Annotated in this window: 21 protein-coding genes and 1 tRNA gene; 9 read left to right on the forward strand and 13 right to left on the reverse strand. The window is 43.8% G+C overall.

The genetic code is table 11. From position 1 onward, the window contains the following. The first annotated feature begins 88 nt into the window (after positions 1 to 88). Positions 89 to 1,954 carry a DUF4428 domain-containing protein gene (locus tag E5260_RS08860; RefSeq protein ID WP_117286927.1) on the forward strand — a complete coding sequence of 622 codons (1,866 nt, stop codon included), beginning with the start codon at positions 89 to 91 and terminating at the stop codon, positions 1,952 to 1,954. Positions 1,955 to 1,970: 16 nt separating this feature from the next. After that, positions 1,971 to 2,573 (forward strand): DUF4428 domain-containing protein, encoded by a 603-nt coding sequence (locus E5260_RS08865; RefSeq protein ID WP_003640757.1) that lies wholly within the window; start codon positions 1,971 to 1,973, stop codon positions 2,571 to 2,573. Between the two features lie 394 nt (positions 2,574 to 2,967). Here E5260_RS08865 and E5260_RS15640 read toward each other — a convergent pair whose 3' ends face one another. The 3 genes from E5260_RS15640 to E5260_RS08880 all read right to left on the reverse strand — a co-directional run bounded on the left by E5260_RS15640 (position 2,968) and on the right by E5260_RS08880 (position 4,246). Next, complete coding sequence (locus tag E5260_RS15640) at positions 2,968 to 3,189, reverse strand: IS3 family transposase (protein ID WP_003640758.1); 222 nt, start codon at positions 3,187 to 3,189, stop codon at positions 2,968 to 2,970. A 167-nt stretch (positions 3,190 to 3,356) separates the two neighbouring features. Further along, positions 3,357 to 3,794, reverse strand: coding sequence for an IS3 family transposase (locus E5260_RS08875; protein ID WP_133279736.1), 438 nt, complete (start codon positions 3,792 to 3,794; stop codon positions 3,357 to 3,359). Between the two features lie 38 nt (positions 3,795 to 3,832). After that, positions 3,833 to 4,246, reverse strand: a complete 414-nt coding sequence (locus E5260_RS08880; RefSeq protein WP_003640760.1) for a transposase — start codon at positions 4,244 to 4,246, stop codon at positions 3,833 to 3,835. Between the two features lie 343 nt (positions 4,247 to 4,589). Here E5260_RS08880 and E5260_RS08885 point away from each other — a divergent pair, with 343 nt between their 5' ends. Further along, positions 4,590 to 4,937, forward strand: a complete 348-nt coding sequence (locus tag E5260_RS08885) for a transposase (protein ID WP_134915516.1) — start codon at positions 4,590 to 4,592, stop codon at positions 4,935 to 4,937. A 600-nt stretch (positions 4,938 to 5,537) separates the two neighbouring features. Next, entirely contained in the window at positions 5,538 to 6,467 is a 930-nt protein-coding gene (locus tag E5260_RS08890) for a tyrosine-type recombinase/integrase (protein ID WP_003640762.1), read from the forward strand. A gap of 231 nt (positions 6,468 to 6,698) precedes the next feature. Here E5260_RS08890 and E5260_RS08895 read toward each other — a convergent pair. The 3 genes from E5260_RS08895 to E5260_RS08905 all read right to left on the reverse strand — a co-directional run bounded on the left by E5260_RS08895 (position 6,699) and on the right by E5260_RS08905 (position 8,031). Beyond that, a tRNA-Ser gene (locus E5260_RS08895) sits at positions 6,699 to 6,786 on the reverse strand. 102 nt (positions 6,787 to 6,888) lie between these two features. Continuing rightward, a complete protein-coding gene (locus E5260_RS08900) occupies positions 6,889 to 7,095 on the reverse strand; it encodes a hypothetical protein (RefSeq protein ID WP_003640763.1) in 207 nt (68 codons plus the stop codon). 174 nt (positions 7,096 to 7,269) lie between these two features. Then, positions 7,270 to 8,031: a methyltransferase domain-containing protein gene (locus E5260_RS08905; protein ID WP_024971669.1), complete on the reverse strand. Its 762-nt coding sequence runs from the start codon at positions 8,029 to 8,031 to the stop codon at positions 7,270 to 7,272. A gap of 111 nt (positions 8,032 to 8,142) precedes the next feature. Here E5260_RS08905 and E5260_RS08910 point away from each other — a divergent pair, with 111 nt between their 5' ends. Next, the gene (locus tag E5260_RS08910; RefSeq protein ID WP_003640765.1) at positions 8,143 to 8,490 is read left to right on the forward strand and encodes a heavy metal-binding domain-containing protein; all 348 of its coding nucleotides are present in this window, start codon (positions 8,143 to 8,145) and stop codon (positions 8,488 to 8,490) included. Between the two features lie 96 nt (positions 8,491 to 8,586). Here E5260_RS08910 and E5260_RS08915 read toward each other — a convergent pair whose 3' ends face one another. Next, positions 8,587 to 9,798 (reverse strand): MFS transporter, encoded by a 1,212-nt coding sequence (locus tag E5260_RS08915; protein ID WP_003640766.1) that lies wholly within the window; start codon positions 9,796 to 9,798, stop codon positions 8,587 to 8,589. Positions 9,799 to 9,913: 115 nt separating this feature from the next. Between E5260_RS08915 and E5260_RS08920 the strand changes: the two genes are divergently transcribed. After that, positions 9,914 to 10,498, forward strand: coding sequence for a winged helix-turn-helix domain-containing protein (locus E5260_RS08920; protein WP_003640767.1), 585 nt, complete (start codon positions 9,914 to 9,916; stop codon positions 10,496 to 10,498). 142 nt (positions 10,499 to 10,640) lie between these two features. Here E5260_RS08920 and E5260_RS08925 read toward each other — a convergent pair whose 3' ends face one another. From E5260_RS08925 to rnz, 5 genes are read right to left on the reverse strand one after another with little or no spacing between them, the layout of a single operon-like run. Next, positions 10,641 to 11,159, reverse strand: a complete 519-nt coding sequence (locus tag E5260_RS08925; RefSeq protein ID WP_003640768.1) for an adenine phosphoribosyltransferase — start codon at positions 11,157 to 11,159, stop codon at positions 10,641 to 10,643. 18 nt (positions 11,160 to 11,177) lie between these two features. Beyond that, on the reverse strand, positions 11,178 to 13,511 hold the full coding sequence (gene recJ, locus E5260_RS08930) for a single-stranded-DNA-specific exonuclease RecJ (protein WP_003640769.1): 2,334 nt from the start codon (positions 13,509 to 13,511) through the stop codon (positions 11,178 to 11,180). A 21-nt stretch (positions 13,512 to 13,532) separates the two neighbouring features. Beyond that, positions 13,533 to 13,883, reverse strand: coding sequence for a LapA family protein (locus E5260_RS08935; RefSeq protein WP_003644563.1), 351 nt, complete (start codon positions 13,881 to 13,883; stop codon positions 13,533 to 13,535). A 12-nt stretch (positions 13,884 to 13,895) separates the two neighbouring features. Beyond that, on the reverse strand, positions 13,896 to 14,687 hold the full coding sequence (locus tag E5260_RS08940) for an SDR family NAD(P)-dependent oxidoreductase (protein ID WP_003640771.1): 792 nt from the start codon (positions 14,685 to 14,687) through the stop codon (positions 13,896 to 13,898). A 9-nt stretch (positions 14,688 to 14,696) separates the two neighbouring features. After that, positions 14,697 to 15,632 carry a ribonuclease Z gene (gene rnz / locus E5260_RS08945; protein ID WP_003640772.1) on the reverse strand — a complete coding sequence of 312 codons (936 nt, stop codon included), beginning with the start codon at positions 15,630 to 15,632 and terminating at the stop codon, positions 14,697 to 14,699. A 432-nt stretch (positions 15,633 to 16,064) separates the two neighbouring features. On the opposite strand from rnz, the gene E5260_RS08950 reads away from it, so the two are divergent. Beyond that, the gene (locus tag E5260_RS08950; RefSeq protein ID WP_003644565.1) at positions 16,065 to 16,349 is read left to right on the forward strand and encodes a hypothetical protein; all 285 of its coding nucleotides are present in this window, start codon (positions 16,065 to 16,067) and stop codon (positions 16,347 to 16,349) included. Between the two features lie 146 nt (positions 16,350 to 16,495). On the opposite strand, the gene obgE is transcribed toward E5260_RS08950, so the two are convergent. Further along, positions 16,496 to 17,791 carry a GTPase ObgE gene (gene obgE, locus E5260_RS08955; protein ID WP_003644566.1) on the reverse strand — a complete coding sequence of 432 codons (1,296 nt, stop codon included), beginning with the start codon at positions 17,789 to 17,791 and terminating at the stop codon, positions 16,496 to 16,498. Positions 17,792 to 18,038: 247 nt separating this feature from the next. Between obgE and E5260_RS08960 the strand changes: the two genes are divergently transcribed. Both E5260_RS08960 and pfkB read left to right on the forward strand, forming a co-directional pair. Next, a complete protein-coding gene (locus E5260_RS08960) occupies positions 18,039 to 18,794 on the forward strand; it encodes a DeoR/GlpR family DNA-binding transcription regulator (RefSeq protein WP_003644567.1) in 756 nt (251 codons plus the stop codon). After that, entirely contained in the window at positions 18,791 to 19,708 is a 918-nt protein-coding gene (gene pfkB / locus E5260_RS08965; protein WP_003640776.1) for a 1-phosphofructokinase, read from the forward strand. Before E5260_RS08960 ends, pfkB begins: the two co-directional genes overlap by 4 nt. Positions 19,709 to 19,715 lie beyond the last annotated feature (7 nt).

The raw sequence follows: 19,715 nt of genomic DNA on the forward strand, positions 1-19,715 counted from the left end.
TGCATTCATCCTTTAGTTAACTGTGTATGATAAATACTAGATTTATAAGATATTTACTTAGGAAATAAAACTTTGGAGGAATTTAATTATGGCTAAAAAATGTGATATATGCGGAAAGAAAATCGGACTCATGGCTAGTCGGCTTGACATAAAGGATGGGATTATGTGTGTCGACTGCTCAGAACAAATTGGATTAAAAACTGGCCTGCAGTCTATATCCGTCGCCAAAGATTTGACTATTGATGATGTTAAAAGCTATCAAGACTCCCATACTAAAATAGACATCGCAAAGTATTTAGACGATATGAAAAGCAAACCTGCTGAGCCTTCACAGAAAGATTCTAACACTAAAATCAAACACCCTTGTGCGGTTTGTAATCGTGAAATAGGTTTATTAGGTGGCTTCAAATTAACTGATGGAAAAATTTGTGACGACTGTGCTTCTCGAGTTGGTTTAAAAAATAACTTTAGCTCACAATCTGCCGTCGAATATTTAACTGTCCAAGATATCAAAAATTATCAAGACACTAATACCCAGATAGATTTAAAGAAATATTTAGATGATATGAAAAACAAACCAACCGTATCTGCTCACCAGGATTCTAATACTAAAATCAAACACCCCTGTGCGGTTTGTAATCGTGAAATAGGTTTATTAGGTGGCTTCAAATTAACTGATGGAAAAATTTGTGACGACTGTGCTTCTCGAGTTGGTTTAAAAAATAACTTTAGCTCACAATCTGCCGTCGAATATTTAACTGTCCAAGATATCAAAAATTATCAAGACACTAATACCCAGATAGATTTAAAGAAATATTTAGATGATATGAAAAACAAACCAACCGTATCTGCTCACCAGGATTCTAATACTAAAATCAAACACCCCTGTGCGGTTTGTGGTCGTGAAATAGGTTTATTAGGTGGCTTCAAATTAACTGATGGGAAAATTTGTGACGACTGTGCTTCTCGAGTTGGTTTAAAAAATAACTTTAGCTCACAATCTGCCGTCGAATATTTAACTGTCCAAGATATCAAAAATTATCAAGACACTAATACCCAGATAGATTTAAAGAAATATTTAGATGATATGAAAAACAAACCAACCGTATCTGCTCACCAAGATTCTAATACTAAAATCAAACACCCCTGTGCGGTTTGTGGTCGTGAAATAGGTTTATTAGGTGGCTTCAAATTAACTGATGGGAAAATTTGTGACGACTGTGCTTCTCGAGTTGGTTTAAAAAATAACTTTAGCTCACAATCCGCTGTCAAATATTTAACTGTCCAAGATATCAAAAATCATCAAGACTCTCATACTCAGATAGATGCCAAACAATTGCTTTTTGACAATAAATCAGAATATGAAAAATTACTGATTACTTTCAAAAAAGAAGGTAACGGTCATATCGGAAAAGTTTATCTCAGTGACAAACGCAAACAATTTTTAATTAAGCTAAGTTTCATGGAAAACTTAGCTGATGAACCATTCCAACTATATGACTACAGTGACTTAGAAGGATATGATCCTATTGAAAATGGGACTACTATTGAAGATAAACATGGACTATCTCGAGCAATAGCTGGCGGTTTAATTGCTGGTCCAACTGGTGCTGTATTAGGCGCATTTTCTGGTAATAAATCGTATGCTGCCGTTTCTAAAGTCTCTGTCGTGCTTTATTTCAAAGGCGACCATCGCGTGGAAGCAGTCTTACTTAACGAAACTACTAAAACAGATAGCAGTGCCTACCATATCACTCAACAAGAATTACTTAGATTCTGCCATGATCTTGATACAATTATTGCCAACAACAATAGCAACGTTAATGAACCTGCAACTCCAGTCTCTGCTACTGACAGTGCCGATCAACTACGCAAACTCAAGGGACTTCTTGATGATGGTATCTTAACTGAAGAAGAATTCACAGCAAAAAAGAAACAAATTCTTGGGATTTAATTAAGGGGGAAATAACATGTGGTTACTACTATTAATCTTGCTCATAGTCGGGGCATTTAAACTTATGGGTAAGGCTGCACCCTACGTTGTTCTCGCAGCAGTCCTGACTTATCTCTACTACCTTGTTAAAGGTATCTTCTCATTCATCTGGCGAGTTGTATCTAGTACGCCAGGGATAATCACCATTATTACTATTGCGTTAATAGTAATTGTTTATTTCATTGTAAAAGCTAATAGATGTGACGTCTGCAATAACAAGCACAAAAGTGATGAGTTAGTGCACATTCAAAATGGTAAAGTCTGTACTGATTGCTTACAGAAAATTGGTGTTGACTACACTGCCCTCCCGAAGGATGTACTAGTTGAAAAGACACTTACTGTGCAAGAGATTGAAGACTTACGAGATAGCAATACTATCATTGATCCAATTCAACGTTGGGAAAATTATCAAGAACAGCGGAAGGCCAAAGAACAAGCAGCTAACTCAGCCAATATTGTCCCCACTAACATCGGCTCAAGTGAAGTTGATGAGTTGCACGAATTGAAACAGCTGCTTGATGACGGCGTGATTACCCAAGACGACTTTGATGCTAAGAAGAGACAGATTTTAGGACTGTGAATTATTTGGCCGAATCAGATTGGAGACTGTTCTAATGGATATTAAATTTATTTCCACTATAATTATAACAATATAACCCACCGCATTTGCAATCATCAGATATATATACCTATACGCATTGTGCTAGTTAATTAACCAAGACTTTAGTTGTGAAAAAATGCCTAACCAAGCTACACTTCAAGCAGCGCAAACAAAGGAGTGTGTCTTATGTTAGACCAATTTTATCATAACCAATTTGTGATTAGTCCGCGAGCAAATTCAAAACCGCCGTAACGTCAATCAAGGCAAGCTTTCAGACGTCTTATTGTTATCATTACTTTGTTGACAAGTTGATTTAAAAATGACCGTCCGAACTAGGTTCTATGAAGTGACCCCCATAAATTGGAGTAAATTTCTAAGCTGCTAATTGGCTGGTATATTCCCGATATTTTACCGGGGACATACCGACCAATTTTGTTTTGATACGACGCTGATTGTAATAATCTACGTAGTTTATAATGGCGGATTCTAGCTCTTCATAGTTCTTGTATTGATAATTGTGAACCGTGCCAACTTTAAGAATGTGAAAGATACTTTCAGCTACCGCATTATCTAGGCATGTGGCCTTGCGGCTCATGCTTTGGAAAACGCGAGCTTGTCGCAAAATATTCACGTACCGACAGTTCTGATACTGAACCCCTGATCCGAATGAATTATCATACGGTATGGTAAGCCTGAACGTCTTGCCACTAATCGTTCAAGGGGGTGTGTGACGAAGGCTACCGTTGGTTTACGTCCAATGGCCTATTCAATAATTTCTCCGTTATAAAGGTCAATATAAACTGTAAAGTATGCACGTTTGTTGATTGTTTGATTCCCCCAACGGACCTCCGTTACATCAGTAACGATTTTTTGAAATGGGCGATCCATTTTAAAACGACGGTTTAAACGGTTATGAGCAACTGTACCAACAGTTCCTTTATAAGAGTTATATTTCTTCGTTCGACGATTGAATGCCTGACAAAGGAGATTATTTTCACGCATAATACGAAGTACTGCCTTGTGATTAACGTTGATTCCCTTATTTTTAAGCGCTAAAGTCACGGTTCGGTAACCGTAATCGGGATTGGCCAAACGAACGCTTTTAATCTCATCAACTAACGTTGATGAGCCTGATTGATATTTACAGTGAAATGCATCGTGGTAATTACTACTCGACATGTGTGCTGCTTTTAAAACCACAACTAATTTAACATTGAATTTACGTCTTAGCTCAGTGATTAGCTGGGCTTTTTCTTGGTTTGAGATTTTTTCTGTGCCAAGGCTTCGAGTTTTTCCAAGTATGCTACCCGGATTCGTAAAAGCTCGTTTTCTCCCTGAAGTTGTTTCAATGTCTTAGATTGTTTAGATTTATCTGTCATTTTTAAAGACCGTCCTTTAGATGGCTTAAGATGTCCCTCAATCAGTCTTCGTTCCCAGTCCCAAACCATCATCGGTTGCTTCAACCTGAAATGGGTTGCCGTTACTGGATATGAGGCATGATGTTTTTGTCGCCATTTAATAACCTTGATTTTAAAGGAATAGTCATAAAATGTCTTCCTACGACAATTCTCTAATCCTTGAATGCCAAAAATTTCAAATTGAGCGAGCCACTGATAAATCGTCGCACTTCCTTTGATATCATACTTTTTCATAAGTAACAGGGGCGAAGTTCCCTGGAGATATCTGCTTAAAGCTCGTTGCTTTATTTTAGCTGAACCATAGTAAAACCCCCTGAGTCTGGATTTACTCCACTCAGAGGGTTCACTTTACTACCGGTTTTTAAAACAAAATATTTTTAAACCCGGATAATTGCCAGAACGATCACGCTTTAATCGTAAGTGTTATTATGCTGCCAATGAACTTCAATGGATTTGCTTTGGGGTATTACGTAATTTATGTCCAACACCAGCTTACACGATTATTGATAGTTTACCGATGCCCTTATGTTAGGGTATTAGAAATCATCGTGCTAAAGTCTTTCGCGAAACCGCCAATATCGATTATAACGCAACTAAGAAACTTTATTATTACAGCTTCAAAGGTAACCTCGAGGTCGCTAATAATGGCATTGTTTTAACTTACGATGTGACCCCCGCTTCCTGGCATGCTATTAAATCAGTACAAACATTATTATCGTTATGGCCTAGCCATCAAATATTGGTAGATTTAGGTTATCTTAGTCGTAAGCTCAAACAAGAACTTGCCAAAAAGAAGATTAATTTATGGACGCCGGTTCGTCGAAACATGAAGCAGCCCGTGGCTTACCAACGATTACTAAATCGACAACGGCGCCAGAGTGAGACAAATTTTTCACAACTAAATGAGTTATTTGATATTGAATGAATCCGCGTAAGATCATTGACGGCCTTACAGTTACGATTAGAGCAATATTTACTTGTTCATACAATGATCAAGCTAGGAATCAACTAACACAACGCGTGAACTATTATTGTTATTAATAAGGAAAAGACGGTTCGACCGTTCGCTGATCTAGGCACTGCTGACAGTCAGTTATTAGTTCATATTAGGAGTAGCCAGTTCAAAAAAATAGTTGCTCTTTTATTTTATATAAAAACTATCTTCCCACCAAAAAGAAGACGACCTTAACCTAATAACGTATTAAATTTTTACCATTTTATTGAAGAAAGGTGATGACAACAAGTCCTTCAAATTCTACCCGCCTAGGTGAAATTTAAGGAGGAAATATAAATGGCAAGTATTAATAAGAAAAATGGTAAATGGCAAGTATGAGTAAGTTACTATGATGAGTTCGGCAAACGTCACTTTAAGAATAAGAATGGTTTTAGCCGTAAAGTTGAAGCTGAAGCGTGGGCCAATAGTTTAGAGTTAGACAAATTTAATAACTCCATCGGTTTAGTAGATACAACTACCACCTTCTACGCCTATTACTCACACTGGCTTGAAACCTATAAGTTTGGCAAATTGGCTCAGATTACCGAACAGGAATATCGTTACACTTTGCGTCAAATTAGAGAATTACTTGGCAACATTAAACTCAACTCAATGACTCGAACCCGGTATCAACAGTTCTTGAATGACTTCACCCATGGCAATGTCGAACAACGCGCCAAACGTCATTTAACAGGTGACCAACCTTATCATAGTAAAGCATCCGTTCAAAAACTTCACGGGCACATTCATGCAGCAGTGATTGATGCCGTTGCTGACGGATTAATAAAATCCGATTTCTGTACTCATGCTGAACTGGGTGGTCATAAAGGTAAGGATGCTCAACTCAAATTTCTAGACGTCAAGGATATGAAAATACTTGCTAATGAGGTAAACAAGAACATCCGTTTAACCTCCACTGGCAAGTCGATGATATATACCGGCTTAATGACTGGTATGCGTGTCGCTGAAGTGTCCGCTCTAACATGGTCGGATATTGACTGGAAAACCAAGACCATTCGTATTAACAAGTCCTGGGACTATGTGTATGGGCAGAAGTTCAAACGGACTAAAACTGAGTCCAGTATTCGTAAAATTTCTGTGACCGATGAGTTGTTAAATCATTTAAAACAGCTCCGATCATTACAGATTCAAAAGAATCTGGATAACCCCGATCACATGGTATTCTTAAATAATCGTGGTCGTATTCCAACTCCTGGGGCTTGTGATTTATTGCTAAAGAACTATCATACCACTCTTGAAATTAAACGGATTAGCTTCCACGGTCTACGTCACACACATGCGAGTTCCCTGCTTTATTGTGGTGTCAAAATGGAGTATATTTCAAAACGCTTGGGTCACAAGAATAGTTCAATCACGCGTAATGTGTACGCCCATCTGCTCACTGAAGATCAAAAACAGGAAGAATCACGGACTTTAAATGCACTGGCTAAATTTAGTTAATGTGCATTATGAAGATTGCTGTATCCGTTGGGACACAAGGGGCCCAGCAATTAAAAAATCACCACTGTGGTGCACTCAAAGCATCCCAAAAACAGGGTAAAAATCATTAGAGTGCACCGACAAGTGCACCAATATATCAATCCAGAGCGTTCCTAAGCGTTTTGAAGCAAACAAAAACCCCGCTATCTCAACGATTTTCGGGGTCAAAGAAAGTTGTTCCTTAATGATTTAAGGAGAGTACAGGATTTGAACCTGCGCGCCGGTATTAGCCGGTTCGCCGGATTTCGAGTCCGGTGCATTACCACTCTGCCAACTCTCCATGTGGTACTTAATAAGTATAGCATAATTAGCTTTCAGAACAAATATTTATTCAGAATTTTCCACAAAAAATATCCGTCAGCCCTTGCCAACGGATACCCAATTACTTCTGTTCACGTGCGGCTTGACCAAAAACAAAGAACGAACCAAGAATACCCACGCATGATAGTAAAAATAAAATGCCATAGCACAGTACATCCCCCACTGTCACTAAAGTCTTCGGAAAACCGGCAGTTGAGACCCATAGAAAAATCACGCTTAACCAAAACCAAAATGAACGATAAAACCGAACCGGTCGACGTATCCGCATGACGCTCCCCCCTAACTCGTTATTCCAATGAAATAACCGATTGGAATAACGCCTATTATAGGCAGTGCGCAATTAAGTACAAGCTCTGAATACTCAAATCCAACGTTTAAGCTACAATTCGTAACCGATTACGTTTGTTAAGTGCCAATCCGATTAATATGCCCCCTTGCAACCTCAATCACAACGAGCCAGTTTACGAGCGATAATCATAAATCGGTCTTCAAACGTCGTGACGCGACCATTAATGGTCAGTAAGGATTGTAACTGATGTAATTTGGGAAGCATCCGTGCCACGTCAAAATTCGGAAACTCCCATGGAATCACCGTGGCATAATAGACAATTGCGCCAATATCCGTAAAACTCAGTGCCGCGTAGGCTTGCTCAGCCCGCAGAATTTCAAATCCCGCAGCCTGCATTTGAGCCATTACCGTCAACAACTGATTGTCAGGATACGCCGGTTCGTAATGCTCGTCAAAGAATCGTGACAACGCATAATTATTGGTCGCACCAACTTGCTGAGTCGCAAATCGGCCCCCCGGCTTTAAAACTTCCGCAATTCGCTTCACTGGCATCGCACCATGACTATTCGTTACAATATCAAATGTCGAATTTGGTACGGCCGTCAACTGTTCGGCGGCATCTGGATATAATGTTATCCCCTTTTTAACCACCGTTTGCTTCAACAACTCAATATTTGGTTGCCACCCCTCAGTCACCGCAGTCAGCGCTGGCTGATGGTTAAAACGCCCCATCAATTCACCACCGCCCGTATCAATATCCAACCATCGATCATCGGCACTTAGATGCTCACGAACTAGGGCAGCGTAATCCCACGGTAAGTCCGCAGTCTGCCACCGGCCAGCCAGATGACTAAAGTCCCAGCCGTGCATGGATTGCTGCGCTTCTTCAAACCAACTTCTTTCTAAAGCTGTCATATTTTGCCTCCTTCGTTTCCTGTAAACCAGACCACTCATCAAAGTCTCCGCTGGCCTATTTCAATACGAATTATGCTATGATTACAATATCTTTAAAAGGAGGTTCAGTCAATGACACAATTACTGGTCACGACCACTGAAAATATTCCGGGGCACCCCTATGAAGTTATCGGTGAAGTCTTTGGGTTAACCACTCAATCTAAGAATCTGGTCCGTAACATTGGGGCAGGCTTAAAGGGCCTAGTTGGCGGCGAAATCAAGGATTACACCAAGATGCTCGAAGAGTCGCGCGATGTCGCGGTCAATCGGTTGCGCGATAATGCAAGTGCCATGGGTGCGGATGCCGTTGTGATGATGCGGTTCGACACCGGCTCCATTAGTCAGGATATGCAATCGGTTGCCGCATATGGTACCGCAGTTCGTTTTATCACCGAAGATTTGACCACTGACAATGCTTAATCTGATTCGAGACTAACGAAACCGCCTGCCGGTAATCTGGGCAAGCGGTTTTTTAGCATGGTGGCAGCTGTTTGTATAACACAATTATAATTTTCGTCACCGGCGAATGAACAGACAACCACCACAAGCTAACAGTAATCCCATGGCCGTCAAATAAGCCGCTTCTGGGCTCACGATATTATCCAACAAGACCAATCCAACACTGCCGATTGGAATCGAAATCGTCGCCAATGAATTTATGATGCCGCCTAAGCTCCCAACGATACTTTGATCGGCCACTTTCAATAAACTCGCCATCAATTTAGGATTTGCTTGTCCCATACAAAATCCCCCAATCATCATGATTGTAACCACTACCCAATAGTTTTGCCAAAACAACAGATTAATAAATAAACCCTCAAACGCCACGACGGTAGTTAACATGACACCACGAAACGTCCACCTCTGAAAGTAACCTGTATGTAACAAATTCCCTGCAACCGAGCCAAATACGTCAGCAGTATTCATCACAAGAATTGCGACTCCGAATGAAAATGGTAACTGCGTCGCCCGGTGAATCAGGTATAAATTCAATAGTGCATCGACGCTTGCACCCACCGCATTCAAGAACAAGACGCTCCCCAATAGCGCCAAGACGTTCATGTGCACCCCCGCTTCCATTGCTTGTCGTACTTGTCGTAGCAGTTGACGAAATGTCGACGTCACGGTGACAGTTGCGGAAGGTAATTTTAGCGTTTCATACCCAGACAGCAGCACCAGACCGGCAATCAAGAACGTGATTGCATTCAAATATCCCGCGAGACGATAATCGCCCGTTGCGGCCAATAGACTGACACCCAACGCTTGGCCCATCGTCTGCATTAACACTCCGATGCCTTGGTTGATCCCTAAGGCCTCTTCTTGTAACTCAGACGCGACTTTAGCTTGTAATAATGGCATTCGGAGGCTGCCACTCAACATCCCCAACACGTCTGAGCACAAATTGATGACAATAATAATCAACAGCAACCCGACCTGTTTTTCAGTAATAAGTTGCGCTAACACGAGATATAATGCCGCTTGAACAAATTTCAAACCTGCTAACCACCCCCGCTTATTGGTTTGCGAGTCTGCCAATCGACCAGTAAGCATACCAAAAATACCAGGAAGCACAGTAGCCACCGAAACTAGTGAAACCATCAAATTTGCTTGTGCAAACGTTCGCGCGTACGTTAATAGAATAATGTTAAATAGGCTGGTACCAATTGTCTCAAAAAGATCAGCTACTGTTAACGTGACAAACGCTCGATTACGGCCTAGATTTTTCATAACGCCACTTCCAATTTAATATTATTTATCGTTTAAATAAATTTAAATGATAAAGCAACTTTAATCGTTTGATTTCTATTTGTCAAATGGTTAAGCTAGTATTGAGGTGAAAAACATGCCCAAAAACACACTGGCTCAGTTTGCAAAGTTAATGGCCGATCCCAAGGTGGCCGCTATCTTAAAGGCCACCAAATCTAAAACTGGTTTAACAACTAAGCAAATTTCGGCCCAAACTAAAATTCCCAACAATCAGTTGTACTACACCATCAACAAAATGCAGGATGCCGACTTATTAACCATCGTTAATCAAGTTCAGGTTAAAAATCTAACTGAAAACTTCTATTCCAGTGCCCACCTCTCCCATGAGACGCCACAGGAATTGGCAGATCTTGATGGTCTCGATACTGATCTGACTGACATCTCCGGCACGTGGACTCAAGCCCATGTCCAACAAGTTTTACAATGGATCATGCTATTGAACCACGACTTTACCGAAGCCTACCAGGAAGAGATGACCCGCAAGCAACCTGACAAGTCAGCCATTTTTTTCAGTAACGCGATCCTAAACCTTTCAGCGGCAGGCGAGCACCAGTTGCGCTTAGATTTGATCAAATTGCTTGGCGATGCTGAAAAGAATGATCCTGATCCTCAGTCAACGGACAAGCGTCAGGTTAAACTACTCATTGAAAAGTGGCAATAATTAGAATATGCAATTGTTAGTCTTTTTGGCTTGGCTACCAAAGAATCACTGACTATCCAAGCTAACTAACGACCAAAACAAGGGTTAGCAAAAAAGCTCCGAATGACTAATAAATCGTCATTCGGAGCTTTTAATATTGGCTTTAAAATTGCATCAAGCTCAACATATCATAATCTTTAATCTTATCGCGGCCGTGCAACTCTTTGAGTTCGACCAAGAAAGCCGTCCCAACCACGTTACCGCCTAATTCTTCAACCATTTGAATCGTTGCTGAGATGGTCCCACCAGTTGCTAATAAATCATCAGTAACTAGCACATTTTGTCCCGGCTTAATTGCATCTTTATGCAAATAAAGTGCAGACTGCCCGTATTCCAAATCATAAGTCGCTTTGACCGTTTCGCGTGGTAACTTACCCTTCTTACGAGCAGGTGCAAAACCAACGCCTAATTCATAGGCCACTGGACAACCCACGATAAAGCCGCGTGCTTCAGGCCCGACAATCATATCAACATGTTTATCACGCGCAAATTGCACGATCTGATCAGTCGCTTCACGGTAAGCTTCCCCGTCAGCCATCAGTGGTGAAATATCGCGAAAAATGATTCCAGGTTCGGGATAGTCCGGAATACTAGCCACATACTTTTTTAAATCTAATGCCATTTGTTCTTAACAGCTCCTTCAATTCTTAACCGCAGCCTGGTTCTTCACCCATACTTGGAGCGCTGCAGATTTACTATATAAAAGCGTTTCTTCAGCAACGATTTGTTGTTCGCGCAGCTGATAACTAGGGGCGTGATGTAAATCCGCTTTTGCCGGATTCGAAACGCCATTCATGACACCATCATTTATTTTAACAAATCCGACCTCAAAAAACACCTGAATCATGAAAATAAGCAAATTTCGTTCAATATGCAGATGCTTGGCCACTAATGTTAATTGATGATGAATATCAACATCATGGTGCGCTGCGGTAAACTGGAAAAGTTTCGCAAACTGCGCGCGATTTGGCATTCCCGTTAAATAAACCGATTCTTGCCGATATAAGTAGAGCGTCAGCTGATCGAGCGCAATTGTGCTGAGTACCTGGGTCATATCCGCCAGCGTGTCAGGACAATCGACAATGAAGACCGCTTGATTAGCCGTCACGGCAGTCAGATCCGTTTTCGTATCCCCCACCCATACGGCTTGCGTTTGGGAACCTAAATACTGTTCAACTTTTTTCAACAGACGCTGGTGGAAAAAGAGGTAAACCCCCGGTGCTTGAAACAAATGGGCCGAAAGATGTTGCGTCCGGGCGTCGATCACCTGGGTCCCCGTCACTGCAATATCCTTAACCATGATTTGGGGCTTTGTCTGACCGTTCCAAGTATTTTCACTCAACTCACCCACTAACGTCACATCGGTGGGACTCGCCTGAATAGCCGGCAAGGCAGTACCCATCGAAAAACCGATAGCATCAATCGTATTGGTGCCATCACCCAGTTGTAATTTCAAGTGTTGCTGATCACTACCAATCGCGCGTGCTTGCGGAACAGTCGTTGGAACTAATTCAAACAACGGTGCCGGGTTATCCGTTCCAAAGGGGGCCAACGCTTGAATATCTGCCAGAGTTGCCAAGGTTGCCTCAGCTAATGGTAACGTGCCGTCAATTGGTAAACTGACTTGCGCATTGTCTGCTAATTGCTGACCCGCCGCCGCTTCCATCGCCTCTTTAAGCGTTGCTAACTGGTCGGCCATGACAGTTAGTCCAACCGCCATATGATGACCGCCAAAAGCCACCAATGACTCCCGAACTGGGTCGATCGCGGCAAATAAATTATACGCTTCGACGCTCCGACCACTACCTTTGAGCCGGCCATCATCATCCTCATTTAACACTAGGGTTGGTTTGCCAGACGTTTCGACCACGTGGCTCGCGACGATTCCCAAAACACCCTCGTGCCAACCATGCCCGGTAATAACTAAGGTTTGGCGGGCCTCATTTTCCGGCGTCTGTGCTTGCTCGATTGCACTGGCACTGATTGTCTTGACCAAGCCTTGGCGTTTTTCATTCAATTGATTGACCTGCTTGGCCAGCGCGGTCGCCCGCTCATCGTCCAAAGTTGTCAATAATTCTACACCGCTCTGCGCCGACTGCAGACGGCCAAGTGCGTTTAGCCGAGGGGCAATACCAAACCCGATATTGGTCTCGGTCAATTTATCGGGAATCAATCCGGCTTCTTGAATCAGTGCGGCCAAGCCTGGGCGGGTCGTCTGCTGTAAGACCTTCAGGCCGAGCGTTACCAAAGTCCGATTTTCACCAGTTAAGCTGACCAAATCAGCAACCGTTCCAATAGCAGCCAGATCTAACAGTTCCTCGGGTACTTCCTCAAGCAGCGCCGTTGCTACTTTAAACGCCACACCGGCACCAGAAAGACCACCAAATGGATAACTGCCCTCTGGATGTCGTGGATGGACAATGGCGTAAGCGTGCGGCAATTCAGTCGGTAACTCATGATGATCGGTCACCACGACATCGATGCCCTGTTCCTGCACTTGATTGATGACCGCATTTCCCGCGACACCGTTGTCCACCGTCACAAACAGCTTCGTTCCAGCCGCAATCAGCCGGTCAAAAGCGGCCTGATTAGGACCATAACCATCCTTGAAACGATCTGGAATATAGTAATTCACGTTAGCGCCAATTTGGTCCAACGTTTCATACATAATTGACGTACTTGTTAAACCATCTGCATCATAATCACCGTAAATGGTAATTTGATCCCCGGCAATAATCGCCTCTTGAATGCGGTCAACGGCTTTTTCCATATCGTGCATGTTCGTTGGGTCCAACAATGGTTGTTGATCCGCGTGCAGGAATGGGGCGGCTTCTTCCGCCGTATTAATGCCCCGCATTATTAATAACCGGGCAACTAAAGGGGTCACGCTGGCCGCCTCAGCTAACTTATCAACATCGGCTTCATCAACGGCCGTTGTTAAACGTGGCACCCACTTTTTCTTTGCCGCTAACATGGCATCCTTCCTTTCAACAACTTACTTATCCGCTGGCGTGGTTGGTTGTTCTGCCACCGCTCGTTTTTGTTTACCTTTATTATTCAAACGCAACGTTAATTGCTTATTTTCGGCAGTCAACTTATCAATCTTAGCCTGGGCCGCTGCTAAAGCTTCACTATGGGCTGTCCGTTCCTTAGATTCATTGACCGTCGCCATCAGTACTGCGGTAATGACACCTAAGATCAACGTCACCACAATGACCAAAATCAGTGGCCAATGAACTGCTGTAATTCCAAAATTGATTCGAACTGGTTCTACGTTTAAAATTGCAAAAATAATCACTACTAGTGCAATGACTAGTGCACTCACTAACCGCCATTGATTCTTCATTAAATTCATCCCCTATTTAAAATTAAAAACCGTCCCCGTCAGCCAATCCCCGAGCTTGGGTGCCAGCTGATAACCTAAATTAGCTGCAGACATCACCCAAGGCCGATTCAGTTCGCGCCGTTGATGCCCGAGTTTGCTTACAATCAATTCAGCAAACTTAACGGGGTTCAATGCCAGCTGGTCGACCCGGTCTAAATAGTGCCCCGTGGGATCCGCAATTTTGAAAAAGTCCGTTTTAATGGGACCCGGATTGACCGTCAATACGTTGACATGAGCATCCTTGAGTTCTAAGCGCAACGCATTATCATAAGCAATAATGGCCGCCTTACTAGCCGCATAAACGGCTGATTTAGGTGTTGCGATTTTGCCAGCCATCGAGGCGATGTTGACAATTTCACCTGCATGTTGCTTGACCATCCGTTGCGCAGCCAGTTGGCTAACATACATGGTTCCCAATGTATTGACGCGCAACATTTTCGCCATCACCGGCGCATCCATGGTGATCACCGTGGTCATATCGCCAAAACCGGCAGCGTTAATGACCACATCCAATTGACCAAATAGCTCATCGATGGTCGTAAAGACGTGATCAACGTCCGCCACGTGACCCACGTCACAAGTAATCGCCACGGCCTGCCCTTTTGATAACAGACGACATTGATCAGCAACCTGTGTTAGCCGTTCTCGCCGCCGGGCTGCTAAGACGACATTGGCTCCCTGACTCGCCACGGCTAGGGCTAGTTGCTCGCCTAGTCCACTAGACGCGCCAGTAACCAAAACAGTTTTACCCACTAAGTTCGTCATTTACTTGACCTAACCTTTCTCAGGTAATGGAATATCAATTACATCAAAGTCGCGAACGACTTTCGAGTGACTAAAGACTTTCTGTGCTTGTTTTTGTAGTTCCTTACTCAACTTACCCGTGTACCGAGCCGAGATATGGGTCAACAATAGCTGCTTAACACCGGCCTGTTGGGCCACCTGGGCTGCTTGGGTACTCGTTGAATGGTAATAGTTATGTGCCAACTTACCTTCATCTTTTCCGAACGTGCTCTCATGAACTAAAGCATCCGCATCCTGTGCCAAGCTGACCGCGTGCGGTGTCCGCCGAGTATCACCGAGAATCGTCACCGTCCGCCCTTTTTGTGGCGCAGCGATGTAATCTTGACCATTAATTGTCCGACCATCAGGCAACGTCACCGTTTTGCCGGCTTTTAATTGACCATAGACGGGACCACTCGGAATGTTCAGGGCTTTGAGTCGATCGGCTTGTAATTCACCCGGGTGGTCCGCTTCTTCTACCCGGTAACCAAAACAAGCGATCCGATGATCCAGAGGTTCGCAGCTTACTTTGAACGTCGCATCTTCAAAAACCGTCTCAGCCTTCGTGATTTCATGAAACTTCAATGGATATGACAAATGGGTGCCAGAGACCCGCAACGCCGTTTGAACGAAGTCGCGGACACCGACTGGCCCATAAATGGTGAGTGGTTCGTCCCCGCCTTGAAAAGAACGCGAGCTCAATAACCCCGGTAAGCCAAAGATATGATCGCCATGCAGATGGGTAATAAATATTTTTGCAATTTTGCGTGGTTTTAACGTCGTGCGTAAAATCTGGTGTTGCGTCCCTTCGCCGACATCGAACAACCAGACTTCATTTCGCTCATCTAATAGTCGTAATGCTGTGCTAGTGACATTTCGAAATTTGCCCGGTGAGCCGGCACCGGTACCTAAAAATTCTAATTGCATATTTTTGTTCGTCCTATCTATACAGTCTGCTAACTATTTTACCGAATCTAGCGGCAATACACAATTGTTAGCACTGCAAAGTCATGGCCGGTCAACACCGTGCGCTCACCGACCGCAATTCTACAAAGCAAGCGACGTTGGGCGACTCCTCACAATTAACAGGAAGAACACGAACAACGCTGCTCATTTTATTTTAACATGTCAGGCTAAAATTATCGCACTTGGTTTCAAGATTCCACGCGCCAAGACTGCCTGCCACCGGTGTTATCTATAATCAAAAAATGCACTTTTCCGGGCAAACTGACTATGACGGGTTGTGACCGTTTTCATTCAACCCGTCATCGCCGGCAAATGAATCCTCAGTCCATCTTGCTTAACCCAATTGATTATCGTATACTTGCTTACAAATCGTCTGAACAAGAGGTAACCGTTATGCGACTCATCGACTTTAACTTATCAACCGCTGATCTACAGCAAACTTTACCACTGTATTGGGAACTAACGACTAATCAAATCTGGCCAATCCAAAGTGTTACGCTCGTCGATCACCAGCTGGTTTTAGTAGCTTCAAAAAGCGCGCTCCCGCTGACACTCGACCAGTTCAATGCGCGGACGCGCCAAATCGATGGTCAAACGCAGCTCTGTATTCAAACCCCACCGCGTCCGCGCCGATTATTTGGCTATCGCTTAAGCCAGCAGCGCTTACTGTTTGGCTGAGCATCTAATCGCACGTCAACTCAAAAACAGCGTCGTTAGTTAAAATTCTAACGGCGCTGTTTTTGGATTGTTCATTATTTTATCACTAGTCTACCTACCAGACTGTCGTAACGACAATCATCAACTAATTATGTCGTCACAAAAGTTTAGTCCATAAACTGGAAGGAGTAGTCCAAGATTTGAATCGTATCATCATTCTTGGCACCAGCTGCACGTAAGGCATCATCAACACCCATCCCACGTAATTGCCGAGCAAAGCGCATTAAACTTTCTTCATGATCTAAATTGGTCATCTTAAAGAGCCGTTCTAACTTATCACCAGACAAGACGAACAAGCCCGGTTCTGGATTATCAATGCTAAAGTCCGCATCCGCTTCAGTCGTGTAATCACGGTGCTTCAAGTCGTCAACACCCTTGATTGGGAATTGTGGCGTCGTATCCAACAAATCAGCCGTCTTGGCTAACAAGGCTTTTAGTCCCTGTTGTGTAATCGACGATACCGGATAGACGGCTGGCGTGTTTGGCAACGTATCATCCGTCGCTAACTTCGCCTTAAAGTCTTCCAGATTAGCTTCGGCATCCGGCATATCCATCTTAGTCGCCACCACGATTTGGGGCCGCTTCAAGAGATCAGGGTCATAACTCGTCAGCTCGTGATTAATTTTGTGATAATCCTCAAACGGATCGTTTTCTTCTACACCACTCATATCAATCAGATGTAAAATAACGCGCGTCCGTTCAATATGCCGCAAGAATTGAATCCCTAAGCCGACTCCGTTAGCTGCACCTTCGATCAAACCAGGTAGATCAGCCATAACAAAGTCACGACCGTCATCCAAACGAACCATCCCGAGATTAGGCACTAAAGTTGTAAAATGATAGGCCGCAATCTTGGGCTTAGCACTCGTGACCACTGAAAGCAGTGTCGACTTGCCGACTGAAGGAAAACCAACCAGACCAACATCGGCCAAGACTTTCAATTCCATTCGAATCGTCAATTCATCGCCGGGCTCACCATTTTCAGCAATTTCAGGAGCAGGGTTCTTAGCGCTAGCAAAATGAATATTTCCCCGACCGCCCCGGCCACCCTTGGCAACCACTAACCGCTGATCTTTATTGACGATATCGCCAATTAACTCACCAGTTTCAGCATCCGTCACCGTTGTCCCAAGCGGTACTTTAATAATTGTGTCCTTCGCGGAACGACCTGTCATCTGCTTAATCATTCCATTGCCACCAGCTGCGGCTTTGAACTTCCGCGTATAACGAAAATCCATCAGTGTCCGTAATCCTTCGTCAGCCTGCAATACGACGCTTCCGCCGCGACCACCATCACCGCCAGCGGGACCACCATTGGGAACAAACTTTTCACGGCGGAAAGCAACCATGCCGTTACCACCGTTACCGGCCTTTACATCTACTTTTACTTGATCAACAAACATGTTCTTTTCTCCCGTTTCTTCTATATTATTATCTACGAAATCCGATCGTGCGAAATTAGATACCTGACCTAGTATACAAATCTTCGGCCACTTCGTCAAAAGTTCCACGCCTAATTAGACAGATCATCTTTATTTGGATGCTAATGACGATTTGATGACAGATTTTGGATTATTTTGACGGTTTTTGAAGGTTTTTGTTGCATTTTGACGTTTAAACAGGTATATTATTATGCGGAGGGATTTGAAAGTGCTTACAGAAGAACGTCAACAGTACATTTTAAATACGATCCGTTTCAAGGGCATTATTAAAATCAAGGACATCTGTTCTGAAACTCGTTGTTCCGAGTCCACGGCGCGCCGTGACCTCCAACAGCTAGAAGAACAGGGCGAGTTACTCCGCGTGCACGGTGGTGCGAAGTATATGAACTCACTCCAAGAGGAACCCGCGATGAATGATAAGGTTTCCCGTAACGTTAACGCCAAGGACCATATCGCGCAGCAAGCCGTTGCGAACATTCAAGTTGATGACGTCATTTATTTGGATGCTGGGACTTCAACCCTAGCCATGATTCACCATTTAAATCCGAGCTACAACTTACGTGTCGTGACTAATGGTGTTGTCCATGCTTCCGCTTTGGCAGACATGGGCATCCAAACCTACCTGCTTGGTGGCAATTTGAAAGGCACCACCAAAGCCGTGATTGGTCCCGAAGCCGTTAAATCGTTAGAGGAATACCGATTCAACAAAGTTTTCCTTGGTATCAACGGTGTCCACCCAAAATTCGGGCTCACAACGCCCGACCCCGATGAAGCGGTCGTCAAAAAAACCGCAATTCTACAAAGTGAAGAAAGCTTTATCTTAGCTGACAACACTAAGTTCGACCACGTTTCGTTTGCGCGCGTCGGTGATTTATCCAGTGCAACCATCATCACTGACCAACTCACGCCAAGCGTTGCCGAACAGTATCAACCATTAACTACGATTCAGGAGGTTCAATCATGATTTATACCATTACTGTCAATCCATCAATTGACTACGTGGTGCAACTACCCCAAATGACCCTCGGTAGTGTTAACCGGTTAGCACACACGGCGAAACTCCCTGGCGGTAAAGGCATCAATGTATCGCAGATTTTGAACGACCTAGACCAACCCAACAAGGCCCTCGGCTTTATCGGTGGGTTTACCGGCACGTTTATCAGTGATGCTTTAAAAGCCAAGGGCCTAGATTGTCACTTCACACCGATTGCCGATGACACCCGGATCAACGTGAAGATTCACGCTGAAGAAGAGACCGAATTAAACGGTGCTGGCCCGGACATCACCGCCAAAGAAATCGAAGCCTTCTACACCGAATTAGCCAACTTAACGCCGGATGACGTGGTCGTCATGTCTGGTAGTTTAGCGCCTAGTTTACCAGATAGCTTCTACTACGATATTATTCAGAAGGTCGAAGCTGCTGGTGCTAATTTTGTCATCGACACGACCGGTGAAGCTTTGAAGAAAACTTTACCCAGCCACCCCCTCGTTGTGAAGCCTAATAACCACGAACTTGCTGATTACTACCACACGACGTTTAATAGCCAGACTGATATCATTGCAGCGGGCCAACGGATGCTAGCTGAAGGTGCACAACACGTGCTGATTTCAATGGCCGGCGATGGTGGCCTCCTGATCACCAAGGATGCGGTCTACTTTAGTCCCGCACCAAAGGGCCAGGTAATCAACTCAGTTGGTGCCGGTGATTCAATGATTGGTGGCTTTGTCGGCACGTTCGCCAAAACACACGATGCTGTTGAAAGCTTCCGCTACGGCTTAGCTTGTGGCTCCGCAACCGCCTTCTCAGAAGACATTGCGACCCGCGCCAAGATCGATGAAATTTTGCCACTCATTAACATTGAAAAACTCGCTCACTAAAGAAAGG

This window comes from Lactiplantibacillus plantarum, from assembly GCF_014131735.1.
Lineage (GTDB): Bacteria > Bacillota > Bacilli > Lactobacillales > Lactobacillaceae > Lactiplantibacillus > Lactiplantibacillus plantarum.